General features: G+C 67.6%; 16 protein-coding genes. 7 read left to right on the top strand and 9 right to left on the bottom strand.

All coding sequences use genetic code 11. From position 1 onward, the window contains the following. Window positions 1-320: 320 nt before the first annotated feature. The 3 genes from car to N416_RS0108385 form a co-directional block, all read right to left on the bottom strand. On the bottom strand, window positions 321-3,845 hold the full coding sequence (gene car, locus N416_RS0108395; protein ID WP_024441667.1) for a carboxylic acid reductase: 3,525 nt from the start codon (window positions 3,843-3,845) through the stop codon (window positions 321-323). Between the two features lie 140 nt (window positions 3,846-3,985). Further along, window positions 3,986-6,061: an acyltransferase family protein gene (locus N416_RS0108390; RefSeq protein ID WP_036457561.1), complete on the bottom strand. Its 2,076-nt coding sequence runs from the start codon at window positions 6,059-6,061 to the stop codon at window positions 3,986-3,988. Between the two features lie 146 nt (window positions 6,062-6,207). After that, the gene (locus N416_RS0108385; protein WP_024441665.1) at window positions 6,208-7,005 is read right to left on the bottom strand and encodes a rhomboid family intramembrane serine protease; all 798 of its coding nucleotides are present in this window, start codon (window positions 7,003-7,005) and stop codon (window positions 6,208-6,210) included. 55 nt (window positions 7,006-7,060) lie between these two features. Between N416_RS0108385 and N416_RS0108380 the strand changes: the two genes are divergently transcribed. Next, on the top strand, window positions 7,061-7,702 hold the full coding sequence (locus N416_RS0108380) for a class I SAM-dependent methyltransferase (RefSeq protein ID WP_024441664.1): 642 nt from the start codon (window positions 7,061-7,063) through the stop codon (window positions 7,700-7,702). A 65-nt stretch (window positions 7,703-7,767) separates the two neighbouring features. After that, window positions 7,768-8,208 (top strand): hypothetical protein, encoded by a 441-nt coding sequence (locus tag N416_RS0108375; protein WP_024441663.1) that lies wholly within the window; start codon window positions 7,768-7,770, stop codon window positions 8,206-8,208. 126 nt (window positions 8,209-8,334) lie between these two features. On the opposite strand, the gene N416_RS0108370 is transcribed toward N416_RS0108375, so the two are convergent. Then, window positions 8,335-8,952, bottom strand: a complete 618-nt coding sequence (locus N416_RS0108370; protein ID WP_231384016.1) for a TetR/AcrR family transcriptional regulator — start codon at window positions 8,950-8,952, stop codon at window positions 8,335-8,337. Between the two features lie 123 nt (window positions 8,953-9,075). Between N416_RS0108370 and N416_RS0108365 the strand changes: the two genes are divergently transcribed. The 3 genes from N416_RS0108365 to N416_RS0108355 all read left to right on the top strand — a co-directional run bounded on the left by N416_RS0108365 (window position 9,076) and on the right by N416_RS0108355 (window position 13,282). Further along, window positions 9,076-9,522, top strand: a complete 447-nt coding sequence (locus N416_RS0108365) for an MmpS family transport accessory protein (protein WP_231384015.1) — start codon at window positions 9,076-9,078, stop codon at window positions 9,520-9,522. Further along, window positions 9,519-12,479, top strand: a complete 2,961-nt coding sequence (locus tag N416_RS0108360; RefSeq protein WP_024441660.1) for an RND family transporter — start codon at window positions 9,519-9,521, stop codon at window positions 12,477-12,479. The genes N416_RS0108365 and N416_RS0108360 overlap by 4 nt, the downstream gene beginning before the upstream one ends. 131 nt (window positions 12,480-12,610) lie before the next feature. Further along, window positions 12,611-13,282 (top strand): maleylpyruvate isomerase family mycothiol-dependent enzyme, encoded by a 672-nt coding sequence (locus tag N416_RS0108355; protein WP_024441659.1) that lies wholly within the window; start codon window positions 12,611-12,613, stop codon window positions 13,280-13,282. A 1-nt stretch (window position 13,283) separates the two neighbouring features. On the opposite strand, the gene N416_RS21460 is transcribed toward N416_RS0108355, so the two are convergent. Further along, the gene (locus N416_RS21460) at window positions 13,284-13,847 is read right to left on the bottom strand and encodes a hypothetical protein (protein WP_231384014.1); all 564 of its coding nucleotides are present in this window, start codon (window positions 13,845-13,847) and stop codon (window positions 13,284-13,286) included. Between the two features lie 130 nt (window positions 13,848-13,977). On the opposite strand from N416_RS21460, the gene N416_RS21455 reads away from it, so the two are divergent. Beyond that, the gene (locus tag N416_RS21455) at window positions 13,978-16,026 is read left to right on the top strand and encodes an MMPL family transporter (RefSeq protein WP_036457550.1); all 2,049 of its coding nucleotides are present in this window, start codon (window positions 13,978-13,980) and stop codon (window positions 16,024-16,026) included. Between the two features lie 3 nt (window positions 16,027-16,029). On the opposite strand, the gene N416_RS0108340 is transcribed toward N416_RS21455, so the two are convergent. Beyond that, a complete protein-coding gene (locus N416_RS0108340; protein ID WP_024441658.1) occupies window positions 16,030-17,487 on the bottom strand; it encodes an aldehyde dehydrogenase in 1,458 nt (485 codons plus the stop codon). A gap of 140 nt (window positions 17,488-17,627) precedes the next feature. Here N416_RS0108340 and N416_RS0108335 point away from each other — a divergent pair, with 140 nt between their 5' ends. After that, entirely contained in the window at window positions 17,628-18,248 is a 621-nt protein-coding gene (locus N416_RS0108335) for a TetR/AcrR family transcriptional regulator (RefSeq protein WP_024441657.1), read from the top strand. Here N416_RS0108335 and N416_RS0108330 read toward each other — a convergent pair. The 3 genes from N416_RS0108330 to N416_RS0108320 are packed head-to-tail and all read right to left on the bottom strand — an operon-like array spanning window position 18,217 to window position 21,465. After that, window positions 18,217-19,161 (bottom strand): oxidoreductase, encoded by a 945-nt coding sequence (locus tag N416_RS0108330; RefSeq protein WP_024441656.1) that lies wholly within the window; start codon window positions 19,159-19,161, stop codon window positions 18,217-18,219. The genes N416_RS0108335 and N416_RS0108330 overlap by 32 nt on opposite strands. After that, complete coding sequence (locus N416_RS0108325; protein ID WP_024441655.1) at window positions 19,162-19,665, bottom strand: SRPBCC family protein; 504 nt, start codon at window positions 19,663-19,665, stop codon at window positions 19,162-19,164. Between the two features lie 36 nt (window positions 19,666-19,701). Next, entirely contained in the window at window positions 19,702-21,465 is a 1,764-nt protein-coding gene (locus tag N416_RS0108320) for an amidohydrolase family protein (protein WP_024441654.1), read from the bottom strand. Between the last annotated feature and the right edge of the window lie 66 nt (window positions 21,466-21,531).

Genomic DNA, 21,531 nt, shown 5'->3' with positions numbered 1-21,531 from the left:
CTCACCGGCCGACGAACCCGGAGGGTCGGCAGAACTCGTGGCTCAGGCCTTGGAAAATCCTTCAGCAAAGGCGCCGAAACCGGTGAGGAACAAATCGATCGTGGAACACGGATACGGATGCGGACCGTCACTAGAACTCACTTCGCCCTCACCTCCTTCCGGCCGGGACACACGGGCATGTCGTGGCAATGACCACCATGGTCCCATCGAATTACGGGACCGTCAAACGCAAACGGGTCGTGGCGGTGCTGGTCGCCGCACTACCGGAGACCAGCACCACCACGAAACCAATTAGCGGACAGTGCTATTCAGTGCTGCACTCAGAGCAGACCGAGCAGTTGCAGATCGGTGACGTACTTGACGATCACCGCCGGCGTCACATGCGGGATGTCGGGATGCTCGGGGTCAGGCCCGATCCCGGCCGACTGCACCGCAGCCCGGAACCTCTCCGTCGGTGCGATCGACCCGCAGATCGGCGGCTGCGGCTTCTGGTAATTGTGCAGCAGCGGCAGCAGCGACACCTGGCGCTGGTTCTCCGGCAGCGCCCGCAGCGTGGTCTCAAACCGCTGCAACCAGTCCCCGTAGTCGGCGATCCGCTGGATCGGGTAGCCCGCCTCGATCAGCCAGTCGACGAATTCGTCCATCCCCAGGCCGTCGTCGTACGGGTTCATCACGTGGTAGGTGGTGTACCCGCCGGTCGCGAAGGACCCCAGCGTGGTGGACGCCTCGGCGATGAACTCCACGGGCAGCCCGTCGTAGTGGGCGCGTTGCCGCTGACCGTCGGCGCTGAGTTCGTAGAACGAACCGGGCGCCACGCCGGTGGCAACCAAGCTGAACATCATCCGGGTGAACATGTCCGGCAGGTTCAATTGGCCGGCGTAGCTGGTGTCGGCCAGGATCATGTCGCAGCGGAACACCGCGACCGGCAGGCCACACAGGTCGTTGGCCTCACGCAACAGCACCTCGCCGGCCCACTTGCTGGTGCCGTAGCCGTTGGCGTAGCCGTCGTTGATCGCCCGGACCGCGCTCATCACGCGGACATCGGCGTCCTCGGTGAACTTGCCCAGCGGAATCTGGTCGCCCACACCAATTGTGGAGAAGTAGGTGAACGGCTTGATCTTGCTGGTGAGCGCGACCCGGATCAACTCGGCGGTACCGAGCGCGTTCGGTCCGAACAGCTCGCTGTAAGGCAGCACGTGGTTGACCAGCGCCGCCGGGTCGACGATCACATCGACGGTGTCCGCCAGACGCTGCCAAACATCTTGGTCCAGACCAAGATTCGCCTCGCCCTTGTCGCCGGCGATCACCTCGAGATGCTTGGCGGCAAGTTCGGTGTAGCGGGCCAGCAGCTGCTCGTCTCCGCTGTCGAAGACACCGTCGAGCCGGCGGCGGGCGTCCTCGTCGGACTTGGCACGCACCAGGCAGATCAGCTTTCCGTCCACGGGGGCCAGCCGCTGCAACCATTCCAGCGCCAGGTAGCGCCCCAGGAAGCCGGTCGCACCGGTCAGCAGCACGGTGCGGACCTGCTCCGACGGGCCGGGCAGCGACGGAGCCGCAGCCAGGGTCGCCTCGTCGAGGAACTTGTCCAGCGTCAGGTCGGCTGCGGCGACTTCGACCGCGTCACGGCCGTGCACCGAGGCGAAGGTCGGTCGTTTGGAGCCGTTGCGCTCGGCGGTGATGTAGTCGGCGATCGCCGCCAGATCGTTTGCCGGGCTGACGATCACGCCCACCGGCACGTCGACATCGAAGATGTCCCGCAGCAGGTTGCCGAACGTCAGTGCCGACAGGGAGTCCCCGCCCAGGTCGGTGAAGTGGGCCTCTGGGCCCAGGTCGCCGGCTGAGGCCCCCAACAGCGCCGCTGCGGCACGACTGACGGTCTCCAGCGCCGGGCGCTGCGCTCCGTGTTGACGTAGTTCGCTCAACTCACTGGCCTGGCCCTCGGCCAACTCGGCGTAGCGGCGCTCCAGGCGATCGCCGTAGTGCGCCTTCAGCTTCGGCCAGGCCAGCTTGCGGATCCCGGTCAGCAATCCGTTCTCCAGCGTGAACGGCTCGGTCTCGACGATGAAGTCACGCGGAACTTCATACGATTGCAGATCGGCGTCTTTTGCCACCTGCTGCAGCGACTCGGCGATACCGGCCTTGAGGGCGGCCTCGGATGCGAAGCGCGCCTGAGCTTTTAGGGTCGGGACCACCACGGCCAGTAGGTAGGGCTGGGCACTGTTGCCATAGACGTAGACCTGGCGCACCAGCGGGCTGTTGCCGAACACCGCCTCCAGCTTGGCCAGGGTGACGAACTCGCCCTGCGCCAGCTTGAGCACGTTGTTGCGCCGGTCGACGTAGACCAGGTGGTCCGGTGCGATCTCGGCCACCACGTCGCCGGTCCGGTAGTAGCCGTCGGCGTCAAACACCTCGGCGGTCACCTCAGGACGCTTGTAGTAACCGGGGAACAGGTTCTCGGTCTTGAGCAGCAGTTCACCGCGCGGGTGCGGGGTGTCGGTGCCGAAGTAGCCCAGATCCGGCACGTCGACCAGCTTGTAGTCGAGAACCGGCGGCCGCTGCACTTCGCCGTCGAAGAGCACCATGCCCGCTTCGGTGGAACCGTAGCCGTTGAGCACATGCTGCTCGGTGAGCTGATCCACCCAAGACCGCAGCTCGTCGGAGATCGGCGCCGAGCCGGTCATCGCGAACACGCACCGCCCGCCGAGCAGCTCGGCACGCATCTGCGCCAAGACCTGCGCTTCGGCGGCAGCCCGGTCTCCGCTCACACCGTCGGCTTCGCTGCGGAAGTGTTGGTAGAGCATCTCCCAGATCCGGGGGACGAAGTTCAGTTCGGTCGGGCGAACCAGGGCGAGGTCTTCGAGGAAGGTGGACAGGTCGCTGCGTGCGCTGAAGTAGGCGGTACCGCCGTTGCCGAGAGTGCCGTACAAGATGCCCCGGCCCATGATGTGGCTCATCGGCATGAAGTTCAGCGTGATCGAGACGGCAGTCGGGCCGAACCAGTTCTTGGCCGACCGCACCCACATCCGGGCCACGTTGCTCTCGGGGTACATCGCACCCTTGGGGGCGCCGGTGCTGCCCGAGGTGTAGACCAGCAGTGCCAGCGGGTTGGGGTCGTCGCCAGCGTCCGCCTGGGCCGAAAAGTCCGGCAAAGACAGCGTGCGGCCCCGTGTCAGCAGGTCGGCGAGCGGCTCGACAACCACCTCGACGCCGGCCAGTCGCGCCCGCGCATCGGCGAGCGCCTCGCGGTGGTCGTCGACCTGCCCGTGGTAGTCGAACACCACCAGGCGGGTGGGGGCCGGGCCGGTCAGTACCAACTCGACCGCATCGGACAGCGAGTCCACACTGGCAGCGATCACCCGGGGCTCGGTCTCGGCCACGATCGGGACCAACGCGCTGATCGCCGCTGAGGTCTGTAGCGGCACCGACACGGCGCCGATCTGGCCCAGCGCCACGTCGATGACCGTGTAGTCGACGCTGGTGAAGCCCAGCACCGCAACCCGGTCGCCGGGCCGCACCGCACCGGCGGACAGGGCGGCGGCCGCGGCGCGGACGCGCTCCCCCAGTTCGGCGTAGGTGATGGTCTCGTAGTGCGGCAGCAGTGCGGCGGCGGTACGGCCGGTGCCCGAATCGGTGACGTACTCGACGGCACGCTGTCCGAGCGCCGGTCGCTCGGCGTAGCCGTCGAAGATGGCCCGGGCGATCTGCGCCGGCCGCGACAGCCCTTCGACAACGGCGGCGACGGCCGGATCGGGTCGGGCAGCGGCGAACTGCGGGTCGGTGGCGACGAGATCGGCGATGCGGCGGGCGAGTTGCTCCTCGTCAGCGGTGGGAGAAACAGGGGACATGTTCAAACCTCTAATAGCTATCGTGGAAAGTGATTTTTGAGGGGCGCATTCTGCGCCGACAGATACTATGTTAGCGAAACTAACTGAAATTTGAACCGCTGAGCTGCTGTGACGTTGCCCTCACGCGTTTGCTGTGACGGTCAGCTCAGCGATTCCTCCAGCCACGGCAGCAGCCACTTCACCCCTTCGGGCGTGAGGTGAATACCGTCGCTGCGGACCTTGATGCCGTCGACTTTGGCGGTATAGGTGCCCGCCGGTCCCAGCTTCTTGTTCAGGTCCATCACCGTGACCGCACTCCGCCCGGAGACCTCGCGGCGCAGCAACGCGTTCCAGCGGTCGACGCGCTCTGGTTTGTCCTCAGGCCACAGGCTGCCGTCGGGCCGCTCGCCGTAACGGCTGTAGGGCACGGTCGTCACCACGACCCGGCTGCCGGCGGACTCCAGCACGTCGAGCGCACGGCGCAGCTCCGCGATCAGATAGGCGTCGAACGTCGGGTCGCCGATGTGCGACCACTGGCCCTCGTTGACTCGGTCCACGGTCTCCCAGCGGCCGACGAACAACAGCACGACGTCGGGCTGGTCGGCCTTGACCTGCCGAGTCCAGCGGGCAGGCCATCCGTCGCATTCCTTGCCCTGATCGATGGTCTTGCCGGCCCAGCGGTACGGACCGGCGCGCACGATGCTGCAGCCGACGACAGTGTGATCGATGAAGTCATAGCCGGGGGTTTCCGGCAGATAGTGCATCAGGGTCCAGCCGATCGAATCACCGAACACCGACACGGTGCGCGGCCGGTTCGGGTCGCGCCGCGCGGGCTGCGGGCGTGGCTTCTTGGCGTCCGAAAGCCGTGCCGGGGGTGAGGGGGACACCGCCGCGGCCGCGGCCACATCCGGGGTCACTCCGTTTTCGGCCGTGGGCCGCTCGACGACCGGGACCACCAGCACGGTGACCGCCACAGCGGTTCCGCTGACCGCCGCCCCCAGCGGCAGCAGCGACACCCGCGCGGGCCGCCACCGCCGGATCGGCTCCTCGATGGCCCACCACGACACCGCCGCCAGCGCCAGCGTGGCGGCGCACCGTACGCCGAACAGCGCCCACCCCGACCAGCCGGTGCGCTGACCGTTGAGCACCAGGAAGACCGGCCAGTGCCACAGGTAGACGCCGTAGGAGATGGTCCCCAGCCACACCAGCGGGGACCAGGCCAGCACCCGAGCGACCAGGCCGCTCTGGTGCAGGGCGACCGGGGCGATCACCGCGATCGCGGCGACGGCCACCAGGGTGAGCAGGCCACCGCGGAACTCCGCGGCCGTGCCGGTGGCGCGGTGGACCGCCATCGCCAGCACGCCCAGGCCCAGCAGCGGCATCAGCCGGGCGACCCACAGGGCGCGGCGGCTCCGCACCACCGACCAGCCGGCGGTCAGCGCCGGCCAGTCGCCCACCAGCAGGGCCGCGGCCGCGGCACCGATCAGCAGGGCCTGCGCGCGGGTGTCGGTGCCGAAGTAGACCCGGTCACGGGTGGCATCAGAGGCGAGCATCTCCGCGGCCGTCGCCGAGGCCGCCGCCCCCGCGCTGGCCACCAGGAAGACCGTCAGGCGCACCCCGCCGACGGAAGCCCACCCGCCGCGACGCCGCGCCCGGGCCCCCAGCAGCAGCGCGATCGCGATCAGCAGCAGGGGCCACAGGAAGTAGTACTGCTCCTCGACGCCCAGCGACCAGGTGTGCTGCAGCGGCGACGGGGTGCCGGCCTCGGTGAAGTAGTCCGTGTGCTGAGCGACGAACCGCCAGTTGGCCATCCAGAAGAAGGCGGCGATCGCGTCCTCGCGCAGGCCCACCACCGCCTCCGACGGCAGCAGCTCGTGGGCGATCGCGACGGTCAGCACCATGAGCACCAGCGCCGGCAGCAGCCGGCGGATCCGCCGGATCCAAAACCCGGTGAGGTCGATGCGGCCGGTCCGGCCCAGCTCGTCGATGAGCAGCGAGGTGATCAGGAACCCGCTGAGCACAAAGAACACATCCACGCCCAGGAACCCACCCGAGAGTCCGGGAATGCCGCCGTGGTCGGCCAACACCAGCGCGACGGCTATCGCACGCAGACCATCCAGGGCGTGAATGCCCGGGCGTCGTCGCTCCCGCCGAACCCGGTCCGCGGCGCGCGCGGTGGTCAACCGGGCGGCACGCGGGGCCGGCGCAACCCAGCGGGATTTACCCGAGGTGCGCATCGAGGTGGCCTGGCGAGTCCGGTTCCCGACCGGTCGACTCATGTCATCTTGGTCGCCGTTGGCGCCGATTGGTCGATCCTCTCGCTGGTGGACCACCGAAAGCTTAGGGGGCCACCCGGCGGCTCAGCGGGAGGACACGCTCGTGATCAGGAGACCAATTCGGCAGTGCGCCACCAGATCAGCGCTACCAAGACGCCCAACACCACAAGAACGATTGCGGCCTGAAGTCGGCCCCGGTAGGCCAGCGGCGGGTAACCGTAGACGGAGGCGGTCACCAACCCGGTGATCAGACCGCCCAGGTGACCTTGCCAGCTGATGTTCGGCACGGTGAAGGTGAAGACCAGGTTGATGACAATCAGGGCACCGATCCACCCGACGTCGACGTTCAACCGGCGGCCAAGGACCAAGGTGGCACCGAACAGCCCGAAAATGGCGCCGGAGGCACCAGCCGTTGCGGCGTTCAGCGGCGCCAGCAGATAGGCCGCAACCGAACCGCCCAACGCGCTGAGCAGATACAGCGTGGTGTAGCGCACTCGGCCGAGACTGCCTTCGAGTGCTGGTCCCACCACATACAGCGCCCACATGTTGAGCAGTAGGTGCATCGGACCGTAATGCAGGAATGCCGACGTCAGCAGGCGGTAGATCTGCCCGTCGGCCACCGCCGGCGTCCAGAGCACCAACTCGGACTCCAGCTCGTGCGAGGACAACTGCGCGACGAAGGCCAGCACGCTCAACGCGATCAGCCCGTAGGTGACCACCGGGGTGCCGGTGACGACCCGAGTGAGCACGTTCGTCCGGCGCCCCGGTGCGGCGCCGGCGTGCGCACAGTCCAGGCAGTGCTGGCCGACGGAGGCGCCGCGCATGCAGTCGCCGCAGATGTAGCGGTCGCACCGCGTACAGCGCAGTGCGGTGGACCGGTCGGGGTGCCGATAGCAGACGGTCATGGCTATACCTTCTCAGAGCGCGCTTGCCCGAGCACCGCGGCGTAGATTTCACGCCATGTCGTCTCAAGCTCCGCGCCAAGCGTTCAACGACGTAGTCACCCGGTTTTGGAGCTTCGCCGCTCCCGCCTATGACACCGGATTCCTGCAACGTTGGGTCTATCGCCCGGCCCAGGACGAGCTGATTGCCGCGCTACGGTCGCACAAGCCGGCCCGGGTCGCCGACGTCGCGTGCGGCACCGGCATCCTGGCCGACCGCATCGAACGTGAGCTGTCCCCGGAGGCGGTCTACGGGGTGGACATGTCCGACGGAATGCTCAAGGAGGCGCAAGAGCGTTCGTCGCGCGTGCAGTGGCTGACCGGGCCTGCCGAGCAATTGCCATTTGACGACGGCGCGCTTGATGCGGTGGTCACCAGCTCGGCGTTTCACTTCTTCAACCAGCCGGCCGCGGTACGGGAGTTCTACCGGGTGCTGGCGCCGGGCGGGATGGCGGCGGTCACGGCGATGAGCCCCCGGCTGTCCGACCCACTCGAGGCGCTGACCGGGATCCGGTGGAATCCGGCGCGTCAACCGACGCCCAGCCAGATGCGCACGCTGTTCACCGACGCCGGTTTTACCGTTCCCGACCAGCATCGGGTGGCGCGTCCGGCGTGGACGCTGGTCGTGTCGGATCTGATCACCGTCGGGGTCAAGCCGTAGGCAGCCGGCCGGTGACGACCGTCCCCCGTTATTGCGTGGCGGTACCTTCGTTAGGTATGAGATTAATGGAGCTGGCCGGGACGACGGCGATCGCGCTGGCGACCTGGTTCACCGCGGCCGGAGTCGCCGGGGCTGATCCGGCCCCTCCTCCCCCGCCCGCGCCCAAGCAGGTGATCGACACCGACGGCACCTTCGCGGTCGGCAAGGACATCGTCCCGGGCACCTACCGCTCCGACGGCCCCCGCGACGGCAACGCCTGCTACTGGCGTCGAAACAGCGGCGACAAGGTCGTCGACAGCGCGATGACCAAGAAGCCACAGGTTGTGCTGATCGAGCCCAGCGACACCACCTTCCGGACCGACCGCTGCCAGACCTGGCAGTTGACCGAATGTCCGCCCACCTGCGCACCGGTGCCGCAGCAATCGGTGGGCCTGCCCGATGTGCTGAAGGGCTTCGTGCCGCAGGCTCGGCCCCCGGCCCCGGCGCCCGCTCCCAGCGGCGGTTAGCGCTCGAGCCGCCGGCACCCACTCGACCGGGCGCGTAGGGCCGCTTGAGCTGAGCGCCCAATGAAAGCCACCTGAAGTCGCGCCGGGTATTGCGGCTACCGCTGATAGGCCACCGTGGCCGTCAGCTCAGACTCGTTCCGCCTCGGCCAGCAGTAACGTTGCGCCGTCAACCAGCGTTCCGATCACCTCGTCGGTGCTGAAATCACTGAGCCACAGATTCGGGGTGTCGGTGCGATGCAGCATCGCGACACCGTGCAGCGCAACCGACAACGCCGCCGCGATCCGGTCCGAATCGGGATCCGAGTCCGAAACCGGAGTCTCCCCCCGGCAGGCCAGCAACCCTCGGGTTACGACGGCCAGCGCCCGGCGAGCCGCCGGCGGAGCGTGACCATCCTGGGTCATCAGGGCGTAGCGCAGTGGATGCCGCTGTGCGAACGACACGTACACCCGACACCCGATGAGCAGGCGTTCCCGCGGGTCAGTGGCCTGCTGGACGTATTCGGCGATCTCTTCGGAGACCTGAACCCAGCTCGACTCGGCGACCGACTCGAGGACCCGCTCCAGGTCGTCGAAGTGCGCATACACCGACGGCGCTGCGATGCCGGCCTCCCGGGCAATGCGGCGCAGCGAAACCTCCGCCTCGCTGTCCGCGCTATCGATGACCCGGACAGCGGCGGCCAGGATCTCGTCGCGCAGCAGCGCGCCGTGACCTCGCATATTGCGCCGACGAGGGGGAGTGGGCACGCGGTGATCCTAACGGTCTGTGAGTTGTCCCCACCTGCGTTCCGCATAACATCTTCCGCGCAAGTGTGAGCTGGCACCTTTTAACTTTACACGCGTTTATTTACGGTCGTAAGGTTAAGCGTCATGAGGGCAATGGAAAAGCTGCGCGGTCCGCTCGAGCGGCTGTGGATCGCGCTGGTGATCGTGCCGGTCGCCGCGATCGGCGGACTGGTCATCTACCGGCTCCACGGCGTATTCGGCGCAGACGGAGCGGCGGTTGCCCGTGGCGCCGGTGGCGAGATCGTCTCCACCGTGCCGAAGTACGTCACCTATGAGCTCTACGGACCCGAGTCGACGTCGGGCATGGTCAGCTACGTCGACGAGCGCGCCCAGTCCCGGGAGACCCGGTTCCACTCGCTGCCCTGGTCGCTGACCCTGACCACCACGCAGCCCAGCGTGTTCGCCAACGTCATGGCGCAAGGTGACGGCCACGAATTGGGCTGCCGGATCACCGTCAACGGCGAACTGCGCGACGAGCACCAGTCCGATGGCCACAGCGCCGCGGCGTTCTGCGTGGTGAAAGCGGCATGAGCGGCCTCCACAGCCCGACCGGCCCGGGAGCACCGCGGTTCCCGCGGCTGATCCGCGCGTGCGCCATCCCGATCATCCTGTTCTGGCTTGCCGCGGCCGCCGCGACCAATCTGCTGGTGCCGCAACTGGAGAACGTCGGCGCCCGCAACGCCGTCTCGCTCTCCCCGCAGGACGCGCCGTCGGTGATCGCGATGAAGCACATCGGGGAGAAGTTCGGTGAGTTCACCAGCGACAGCGTGCTGATGATCGTGCTGGAGAGCGACGCCGAGTTAGCAGAAGACGCCCACCGCTACTACGACGAGCTGGTGACGACCCTGCGGGCCGACACCACCCACGTCGAGCACGTGCAGGACTTCTGGGGCGACCGAGTCACCTCGGCGGGCTCGCAGAGCGAGGACGGCCGGGCCGCCTACGTGCAGGTGCATCTGGCGGGCAACCAGGGCTCGGCACAGGGTGTGGAATCGGTGGACGCGGTGCGCAAGATCGTCGAGGACTCCGACCCACCAGCCGGTCTGCGTTCCTACGTGACCGGTCAGGCGGCCCTGGTCGCCGACACCAACGAGGCCGGCGACGCCTCGATGGTGAAGATGACCGGTATCACCATGGCCGTCATCGCGGTGATGCTGCTGGTGGTCTACCGCTCGATCGCGACCACGCTGATCGGGCTGGCAGTGGTTGTCACCGAGATGAGCGTGGCCCGCGGACTGATCGCGGTGTTGAGCGATTCCCACGCATTCGCGATCTCGACATTCGTGGTCAGCATCCTCACCGCGCTGGCCATCGCGGCCGGAACCGACTATTGGATCTTTTTGATCGGGCGCTACCACGAGGCACGCAATGCCGGCGAGGACCGTGAGACCGCCCAGAACACAACGCTGTCCAGCGTCAGCCACGTCATCGCAGGCTCCGGCCTGACCATCGCCGGGGCGATGCTGTGCCTGCACTTCACCCGGCTGAACTACTTCAACACCCTGGCGGTGCCCTGCGCTCTGGGCATGTTCACCATCCTGGCGATGGGCTTGACCTTCGCTCCGGCGGTCCTCGCGATCAGCAGCCGCTTCGGGCTGCTGGACCCCAAGCAGGTCGCCAACACCGGCGGGTGGCGCAAGGTGGGCACCGCCGTGGTGCGATGGCCACTGCCGATCCTGGCCGCTGCCAGTGCCGTTGCCGCCGTGGGCGTCCTGGCGCTGCCCGGGTATAAGACCAGCTACGACAACCGGCACTACATCCCGGCCGACGTACCGTCCAACATCGGCTACGCCGCAGCCGAGAAGCACTTCAGCTCCGCGCGGATGAACCCCGACATGCTGATGGTCGAATCCGATCACGACATGCGCAATCCCCGCGACATGCTGGTGCTGGACCGCATCGCCCGCAACATCTTCCGGGTTCCCGGCATCGAACGGGTGCAGAGCATCACTCGGCCGCTGGGCCCGCCCATGGAACATGGATCGGTGCCGTTCCAGATCAGCGCCCAGGGCGTCACGATGGCCGAGAACCTGCAGTTCTTGCGCGCCCGCCTCGATGACACCCAGACCATGGCCGACCAGCTCTCGTCGATGATCACGGTGATGGACCGGCTGCACGGGCTCACCGTGCGACTCTCCGATGCCACCCACGGCACCGACGAGGCGACCCACGACATGGAAGGCACCATGGCCGAGGTCCGAGACCGCATCGCCGACTTCGACGACCAATTCCGCCCGCTGCGCAACTACTTCTATTGGGAGCCGCACTGCTTCGATATCGGCGTCTGCAACGCGTTCCGAGCGGCGTTCGACGCCACCGACGGCTTCGACAAACTGGCGGAGAACACCGCGGCGCTGGCCCAGCAGATGGACCGGGTCGACGAGATCACCCCGGCAATCGCCGATCAGATCCCGCCGATGATCGCCATCACCACCAACATGCGCGACCTGATGTTGACCATGCACAGCAGCTTCAGCCAGGTGGTGACGCAGCTGGAGCAGATGACCGACACCGCCGCGGTGATGGGCCAGGTATTCGACGACGCCCGCAACGACGACATGTTCTACCTACCGCCGGAAGCGTTCGACAGTCCCGACTTCCAGCGCGGGATGGAGTTGATGATGTCGCCGGACGGCTCGGCGGCCCGCATCCTGATCACCCATGACACCGATCCGGCGACCGTCGACGGCATCTCGCACGTCGGCGCCGAACTGCAAGCCGCCAAGGAAGCCGTCAAGGGCACGCCGCTGGCCAAGGCGAAGTTCTATCTGGGCGGAACCGCAGCCACCTACGCCGATATCGCGACCGGTGCGCACTACGACCTGCTGATCGCGGCGATCGCGGCGATCGTGTTGATCTTCGTGGTGATGCTGCTGATCACCCGGGCGCTGGTGGCCTCGATCGTGATCGTCGGCACCGTGGTGCTCTCGCTGGCCTCCTCGTTCGGGTTGTCAGTGCTGTTGTGGCAGTACGTGTTCGGCATCGAACTGCAGTGGCTGGTGATCGCGATGTCGGTGATCGTGCTGCTGGCGGTGGGGTCGGACTACAACCTGCTGGTGGTCTCGCGGATGAAGGAAGAGATCAACAGCGGCACTGCCACCGGCCTGCGCACCGGGCTGATCCGGGCGATGGGCGCCACCGGCAAGGTGGTGACGGCGGCCGGCATGGTGTTCGCCTTCACCATGATCGCGATGATCGCCAGCGACCTGCGGTCTGTCGGCCAGATCGGCACCACGATCGGATTGGGCCTGTTGTTCGACACGTTCATCGTCCGCAGCCTCATCACCCCGTCGATCGCGGCGCTGCTCGGCCGGTGGTTCTGGTGGCCGATCAACGTGCACCGCCGCCCGACCCCGATCACGGCCGTGTCCGCCGCCCGCGCCGAGCGCGCGGCCACCGTGACTGCCGCCGCCGAACAGGAAGACACCTTCACGCCCGCGCCGAAGCCACCGGCCCCGATGGCACCGCCGGCCGTCCCCGCCGGCTAAGGATCTTACTGTTACGCCAAGATAGTCTTATTTTTCTTAATTTGTCTGTATCGTGGGTCCCATGCGCCACGGAGAGGGGCTTGCGATGGTCAATTCGGGTACGTCTGCGGCGGTGCGGAGAGGAAGCTCCCTTGCTTGACGCCTGCTACCGGGCCGCACGCGCCAGGATCAGCAGCCTGGCGGCCGGGCTCACCGAGGACCAGTTGCAGCTCCCGGTTCCGGCGACACCGGGATGGTCGGTGCACGACGTGTTGGCCCACCTCACCGGTGGCGCCGCGGACGTCTTGGCGCAGCGACTCGATGGCGCGCCGGGTGACTCGTGGACGGCGCGGCACGTTGCCGAACGTCGCGACCGCCCGGTTGAGGAACTGCTCGACGAATGGGAGCGCGCCTCCCCGGCGGTCGAGGCCAGTCTGCCGGAGCGGTTCACCGGGCCCAACCTCGCCGCCGACGCGATCTGCCATGAAGCCGACCTGCGCGAGGCGCTGGTCCTGCCGCGGATCGACCGCGAACACTGGCAGCCGTTTTTGGACGTCCTGGGTTATCTGCCGGGCCGACGCCTGCCCGACACCAGCACCTTGGTGATCAGCGACGAGCTGGGGCAGCAGTGGCGGTGTGGTTCAGGTGAATCCGTCACCGTGTTGCGGGCTGAAGGTTACGAGCTGATGCGCGGGCTGTTCAGCAGGCGCTCCCGCAGTCAGATCGCCGGATGGGACTGGTCGCCCGAGCCGTCGGCGCACCTGATCGACAGCTTCGGGATTTTCGGCCACCGCGACGACGATCAGCCGATACCGGTCTGCTGATTCATACGCCGCAGGAGGCCAACCGCGGCGGGGAGAACGCGACCGAACCGACCCCGCCGTCGACGGCTCCGTTGTTGGCGAGTCGCATCGTCGTGACGTAGGTACAGGTTTGAATCTCGGTGGATGAATTGAGGTAGACCACGTTGTAGGTGTAGGTGAACGTGCGCACCAAGTGCTTGACATCCCAGGGCACATCCAGCACGAATCCGAGCGACGAGTCCATCGTCCGGATCCAGATCGCCCGGTCACCGGTCTCGCCGATCGACGGCACCACCGAGAACGCCGAACCGTCGGGCCTGATGCCGGCGATGCTGAGGCTGTCGATGCGGTAGCCGGTGGCGTCCGCCGGCACCGGCGGACCGGGCTGAATCCTGGTGGTGAACTGGATCGCGTAGTTGGTTCCACCGCCGATCGCCCTGGTGGTGGAGAAGCTGGTCCAGCTGAATTCCTCCGGCAGCTCCACTGCGCAGTTGTCGATCAGCTCGTGCGGATCGCCGCACCCGGGCGAACCCGCCGGCGCCGCCAGCGCGCGCGGGGCGGCGAACGCTAGGCCGAAAACCGGCACCGACTAGGCGGCACCGCGCAGGAAGATGCGGCGCGAGATCGCTGTCTTCGCACGGCCGGGCACGAGCTCACAGTAGGCGATCTGAGGGCATTCGGTTGTTTGGCCGTTGATTCGGTGCCATGCTCGCCGGATGCTGTGGGAGCGCTTGTCCACGGCGGTCAGCGCCCGCCGTTCCTGGCTCGTTGCGCTGGTTCCGATCCTGATCGCCGTCGCACTGATGGCGCTCGGCAACGACAACGCGTCCGCGACACAATCCCCCGAGGCGCTGCCGCCCAGCGCCGAATCCGCCCGTGTCGCCGCGGCGCAGTCCACCTTCGCCGGTGGGGACCAGGCGGCCGCGCTGCTGGTCGCCACCCGCAGCGATGGTGGGCCCCTGACGCCGGCCGACGTCGCAGCGGTCAATGCCGCACGTGACCGTATGACGCAGGTGCCCCAAGTGCTCGACGGCCCGGCACCGCCGGCGATGCTGTCCACCGATCAGCAGGCGGCCCTGGCGACGGTGCCCTTGGCTGCCGACTTGTCCGGCTTCGAGCTCACCGATGCGGTCAAAGCCCTGCGAGCGGCGGCCGCCGACGGCTTGCCTCCGACGCTGTCAACCCACGTCACCGGCGGGCCGGCGTTCGGCGCCGACATCGCCGATGCCTTCACCGGCGCCAACGTGACCCTGTTGGTGGTCACCGCGCTGGTGGTGGCACTGCTGTTGATCGTCACCTACCGGTCGCCGGTGTTGTGGCTGGTACCGCTGCTGGTGATCGCGTTCGCCGATCGGGTGGCCACCGTAGTGGGCTCCGATGTCGCACGCGCCGCGGGCGTGACCTTTGACGGCTCCACCGCAGGCATCACCAGCGTCCTGGTCTTCGGGGCCGGCACCAACTATGCGCTGCTGCTGATTTCGCGCTACCGCGAAGAACTGCGCTCACAGCCCGACCATCGGACCGCGCTGCGCCGGGCGGTGGCCGCCGCCGCCCCGGCGATCCTGGCCAGTAACGCGACCGTGGTGCTGGCTCTGCTGACGTTGATCTTGGCGGTGACCCCGAGTACCCGCAGCCTGGGGATCTGCGCCAGTTGCGGGCTGGTGGTGGCCGCCGTATTCGTGCTGTTGGTTTTACCCCCGTTGCTGGCGTTGGTCGGCCGGAAGGTGTTCTGGCCGTTCATTCCCCGGGCTGTCGACAATGGAGCCACCCCGGCCGGCCCGTGGTACCGCGTCGCCGCGGCCGTCTCGCGCCGCCCGGCCGTGGTGTGCACGGCGGCGATCGCCGTCCTGGCGGTGTCGGCCACCGGCCTGCTGGGCGCCGGTATCGGGTTGTCGCAGACCGAGCAGTTCCGGTTACAGGCCGACTCGGTGACCGGATTCGACACGCTGGCAGCGCACTTTCCGGACGGTGCGGTCAGTCCGACCGTCGTGATCGGCCCCACCGCCCGGTCGCAGCAGCTCAAGCGGGCGATCACCGCGGTTCCGGGCGTCGTCTCGGTGGTCCAGACGGGTATGTCCGAGACCGGCCGAACCATGTGGTCTGCGGTGCTCGACGCCGCCCCGGCAACCGAAGCCGCCTTTAACACCGTTGCCGGACTTCGAGATTCGGTCGGCGCGGTAGACACCCGCGCGATGGTGGGTGGCGCCGACGCGCAGGCCCTCGATGTGCGCGACGCGGCCGTGCGCGACCGCGCGGTGCTGATCCCGCTGATCCTGCTGGTGGTGCTCACCGTGTTGTTCGTGCTGCTTCGGGCCGTGTTGGCCCCGCCGGTCCTGGTTGCGGCGACGGTGCTCAGCGCGGTCGCCGCGCTCGGGTTGGGCTGCTGGGCCAGTCTGCACCTGTTCGGATTTCCGGCGCTGGACAACAGCACTCCCCTGTTCGCTTTCCTGTTCCTGGTGGCGCTGGGCGTGGACTACACGATCTTCCTGGTGACCCGCGCCCGCGAAGAGACGCCCGCACACGGCACCCGCGACGGCATGGTGCGCGCGGTGTCAGCCACCGGCGGAGTCATCACCAGCGCCGGCATCGTGCTGGCTGCGGTGTTCTGCGTGCTCGGGGTGCTGCCGTTGATCGTGCTGACTCAGCTGGGCATCATCGTGGGCTTGGGAATCCTGTTGGACACCTTCGTCGTTCGCACCCTGGTGATTCCGGCGTTGTTCGCACTGATCGGCGGCCGGGTCTGGTGGCCCAATCAGCCACGCTGACCGCTACAGGGCCGCCCAGATCGATTTGGTCTTGAGGTAGCCGTCGATGCCCTCGTAGCCGAACTCGTGGCCCATGCCGGACTGCTTGTAGCCGCCGAACGGCACATTGTGGTCGAAGACCAGCTGACAGTTCAACGTTACGGTGCCGGCCTGCAGGCGCTTGCCCAGGTTATGCGCGCGTGCCAGGTTAGTGGTCCACGCCGTGGCCGCCAGACCGTAGCTGGTGTCATTGGCCATCGCCACGGCTTCGTCGTCGTCATCGAACGGCAAAACCGTGACGACCGGTCCGAAGATCTCTTCCCGGTACAGCCGACTGGTGGCCGGGTCGACACCGGTCAGCACGGTCGGCTTCACGAAGTAACCCTTACGGTCCACCCGGTAACCGCCCGACACCACCTCGACACCGTCCTTGCGTCCCTGGTCGATGTAGCCCATGACGCGCGCGAGCTGCTTGGCGCTGACCAGTGGGCTGATCATGGCGCCGTCGTCCTTGGGCCCGCCGAGCACCAAGTTCTCCCCGATCATCGCGATGCCGGCGACCACTCGCTCATAGACGCTGCGCTCCACGAAGATCCGCGAACCGCAGACACAGCCCTGACCCGAATGCACGAAGATGCCCATCGCGGCCATCATGATCGCCATGTCCAGGTCTGCATCGGCATAGATCAGCACCGGGGACTTCCCGCCCAGCTCCAGCGTCACCTTCTTCAGGTTGTCCGCGGAGTTGCGCATGATCTCCTTGCCGACATCGGTCGAGCCGGTGAAGGCGACTTTCTCCACATCGGGGTGGGCGGTGATCGCCGCGCCGGCGGTGGCGCCGTAGCCGATGACGAAGTTGGTGACACCGTCGGGAACCCCGGCCTGCGCGATCAGCCGCTCCAGCAGCACCGCCGACAGCGGCGTCTCCTCCGCCGGCTTGACGACGCTGCTGCAGCCGGCCGCCAGCGCCGGGGCGACCTTGGCGCAGGCGTTGAACAACGGGCCGTTCCACGGATAGATCAGGCCCACCACGCCGTAGGGTTCCTTCACGGTGTAGGCGTGCATGTTGGCGTAGGTGCTGTTGACGCCACCCTCCATCTGCACCTGGTAGCTGCTGCCGTTGAGCTTGGTGCACCAGCCCGCGTAATACCGGTAGAACTCCGCGCAGGTGGACACGATCATCTCGGCCTGCGCGGGCGGCATGCCGGCGTCCAGGGACTCCAGCTCGGCGAACTCCGCGGCGTGCTCATCCATCAGGTCAGCGAGCCGCCACAGCACCTTGGCGCGCTGGCGAGCCGGGAGATCAGTCCACACACCGGATTGGTAGGCCGCCTTGGCGCGGGCGACAGCCTCGTTGACGGCTTCGGGTCCGGCGTCGCGGAACTCGGTGATCTGTTCCTCGGTGGCCGGGTCGATGACCGGGATGACTTCACCGGTACCGGGCCGCTTCGCAAGATCATCGATCACCGACTGCACGGTCATGGGCGGGTCCTTCGGTCGCGACGGCAGATGCTGTGCACCTGCTTAGCATTGCGGACGCGGCGTGGTCAACAGTGGGCATCGGCCACCGCGGTTACGGTTCCGGCTATGAATCGGCGTCGAAGCAGGGCACGGAGGTTCTGATGCGCACCCGCGGCTGGGCCGGCAATGTGCCCGCCAGCGACGAGGAGGCGGTGGCACGGATTCTGCAAGCCACCCGCCGAACCATCGACGAACGCGGTGAGCAGACCAGCATCGCCGACGTCGCGCGCACGCTGGGCGTCACCCGGCAGACGATCTATCGCTACTTCCCCAGCACCGAGGAACTGCTGACGGCAACGGCCGCCGATGGCGCCGGCGCCTTTCTGGATCAGTTGGCCGAAGCTTTGGCCGGAATAACCGATCCCGGCGAAGCCGTCGCTGAGGGCGTCGCACTCACCCTGGAACGCCTCCCCCACGACCCGTACGTCGGCCTGCTGCTGCGCACCCAACAGGCCAGCGCCTTCGCGGTGACTGTCACGACCGACACCGGCCGAAGCTTCGGGCACTCCCTGCTGGACCGTCTCGACGTCGACTGGTCCGGCTTCAACGATCGGGACGTCGAGGACATCATCGAGATGGTGCTGCGCACGTTGCAGTCGTTCATCCTGGCCCCGTTGCCCGCATCGGGCGACGAACTACGGCGCCTGTTGCGCCGGTGGATCGGCCCGGCGGTGAGCGCGGCGCGCAGCGCTACGCCGGATCGCTCGTCAGCGAGTAGGTGACGCCGGTCAGCGCTTCGGCGACCTTCCACAGCCGGCGCTGCGCCTCGGTGTCTAAGGCTCGGCCGGCGGCCCGCACCAACACCGGCGGGCCGATCTGCTCGAAACGCCCACCCGGACCGTAGAACTGACCGCCCCTCGCGGCCGGGTCGGTGGCTGCCCGCAGCATCGGCAGGGCCCCCTCGGCCGGGCCCTGGGTGAACCACCCCGTCACATAACGAGACCGGCTGTTGAACACCCAGCGCACCGCCCTGGACTGCTCGCGCAGGATCGAGGTGCGAGTCCCACCGGGGTGCGCCGCCAACGCGATCGCCGAGCCGGCAGACGATTCCAGCCGCCGCTGAAGTTCGTAGGTGGCCATCAGTTGGGCAAGCTTGGACTGGGTGTAGGCCCTCGACGCGGTGAACGACGTGGCCAACTGCAGATCGTCGAACGCGATCCGGCCGCTGCGGTGGGTCTTGCTGCTCACCGCGATGATCCGTCCCGCCGCGGAGGCGAGCACGCGATCCAGCAGCAGTCCGGTCAGCGCGAACGGCCCGAGGAAGTTCGTGCCGAAATCACCCTCGAAGCCGTCGACGGTCAGCTGGCGGGTCTGGTGCATGACACCGGCGTTGTTGACCAAGAGGTCGATGACCGGGTAATCGGCCCGCAGCTCGGCCGCGCAGGCCCGTACCGACGCCAGGTCGCTGACATCCAGATGCACCACGTCGACGCGGGCGGCCGGCGCCGACCGGAGGATGTCTTGCCGGGCCGCGGCAGCCGCGTCGGTGTTGCGGCAGGCCAACACGACAGTGGCGCCGAGGATCGCCAATCCCCGCGCGACTTCGAGGCCGACTCCGGTGTTGGCACCGGTCACGACCGCGGTCCGGCCCGCCTGCGGAGCTGCCTGCTCCAGTGACCATCCGGACGCGCTCATCTACCCGCGGCTCGCCGTCTCGAAACGCTTGTCGGTGTAACGGCGCAGGTTGGACAGAAATCGGCGAAATCCGAGATTCATCAGTGGCCCGCTGATCGGCGAGAACCACGCTGCCGGGCCGGTCAACCGATTGGCCAGGGTCCAGGTGAGCCGGCACCCCCGCGGGATGGGCTCGATGAGGTAGTCCTCGACGAACACCGCCAGCGCCGAGGTCGAGCTCGCATTGAAGCGAAAGGCCATGTGCCGTCCGGGTTCCCAGGCCAGGAACTCCTCGTCGCCGACGATACCGCCCCGCATGTCGACGACCCGGGTGGTGCCGACACCGTGCGGTTCCGGGCTGGTCCAGGTCACGTTGGTGATGACACTGGCCCAGTGCGGCCAGGCTTCGGCGTCGGCCAGCACCTCCCAGATCTCCTCGGGCGTCACGGCCAGGTCAACGCTGTTGCTGAACCGCTGCGGCGCCCGCTCGAGGAAGTCGAGGCCGACCTGCTCACATGGATGCATCCGAGACAAGTGCTGGTTCCTTTCGGTGATGGCCGACTAGCGCGCTCCGCGCACCAGACGGCCCGGCCGTGCACCGGTGTCGACGCCGTTGCGCCGGGTGACGGTACCGCTGACGATCGTCGCAACATACCCGCTCGCGCCCTGCAGCAGGCGGCGCCCGCCGGCCGGCAGGTCATAGGCCATCCGAGCCGGGAGCAGGTTGAGCGCGTCCATGTCGATCACGTTGATGTCGGCCTTCTTGCCGACCTCGATGACGCCGCGATCGCCCAGGCCGAACAACTGCGCGGTGTCGCGGCACTGTTTGCGCACCACGTACTCCAGGGGCAGCTTGTCGCCGCGATGGCGGTCGCGCGCCCAGTGGGTGAGCAGATAAGTGGGGTAAGAAGCGTCGCAGATCATTCCGCAGTGCGCGCCGCCGTCGGAGAGACCCAGCACACCGGCGGGGTGGGTGAGCATCTCGCGGATCGCGTCGTGATTGCCATCGGCGTAGTTGAAGAACGGCAGCATCAACATGGCACCGGCGTCGGCCTGCAGCATCAGGTCATACAGCGTCGACAACGGATCATCACCGCGCGCCGCGGCGATCGCGGCCACCGAGCGGTCCGGGGTCGGCTCGTAGTCCGGCGGGTCACCCAGGTCATAGATCCGGTGCAGTGAGTGCTGCACCAGAGCGAACATCGCGTCGAACTGCAGCGAGGTGTCCACGGGCAGATCCTGTTCGGACAGGATCGCGGCCTTGACCGCCGGTTCGGCAAGGCGTTGTGCGAGTTCCACGCGGCTGCACTGGGCCTTCAGCCGCCGGTAGGTCGGCCGGTGGGTGAAGGCGTGATGCCCGGCGAAACCGAGCAGCATGCCGAACGGGCGGGCGGCGACCTGTGGGTACAGCGCACTACCGGCCTGATGTGCGGCCGCGGAGATGTCGAGTTGCTCACGCCACAGGTTGGGGTCGGCGTCGACCTGGATCAGTGCGAACGACACCGGACGGTCGACCTCGGCGGCCAGGCGCTGCATCCACTCGAGTTCCTTCTTCGGCGCGACGATGTCCTCGCCGGCCGTGCCCTGCGGCGCCAGCTCGAATACGGCTTGACCGCCGGCGGCCATCGCCCGGCCCAGCCCGAACAGTTCGTCTTCGGCGGCGAAAGTTCCCGGCACCGGCTCGCCGTCCATCGCCCGGTGGGTCAACGTCCGTGACGTCGAAAAGCCCAGCGCCCCAGCCTCGATGGCCTGCTGCACCAAGCGGCTCATGGCCGCGATGTCATCGGGAGTCGCCGGCTCGTTGCGGGCACCGCGCTCGCCCATGGCGTAGGCGCGGATCGCCCCGTGGGCGACCTGACTGCCGACGTCGACGGCGAAGTTCTTCCCGTCAAGTACGTCGAGGTACTCCGGATAGCTCTCCCATCCCCAGGTGATGCCTTCGGTGAGTGCGGTGCCCGGAATGTCCTCGACGCCCTCCATCAGCTTGATCAGCCATTCCTCGCTGCCGGGCCGCACCGGGGCGAACCCGACCCCGCAGTTGCCGCTGACGATCGTGGTCACGCCGTGACCGCTGGACGGCTCCAGGAGGTTGTCCCAGCTGACCTGCCCGTCGTAGTGGGTGTGGATGTCGACGAACCCGGGTGCGACGACTTTGCCGGTGGCATCGATCGTTTCGGCCGCCGGCCCCGTCAGTCCCGGATCATCGGTTCCGGTACGGCGCTGCACCGCCACGATGCGTCCGTCCCGGACGCCGACGTCGGCGAGGTAGCGCTGTTCTCCCGTCCCGTCCACGACGGTCCCACCGGTGATCGTGAGGTCGTACACAGCCGTCTCCTTCACTGTGGTGTCGCGCGCACCCAAGAACGGTGTTGATCAATTTGTACACATCTC

Origin of the sequence: Mycobacterium sp. UM_WGJ (assembly GCF_000455125.1) — a bacterium.
In the GTDB taxonomy this organism is placed as follows: domain Bacteria; phylum Actinomycetota; class Actinomycetes; order Mycobacteriales; family Mycobacteriaceae; genus Mycobacterium.
This window is presented reverse-complemented; position numbering and strand designations above follow the sequence as displayed.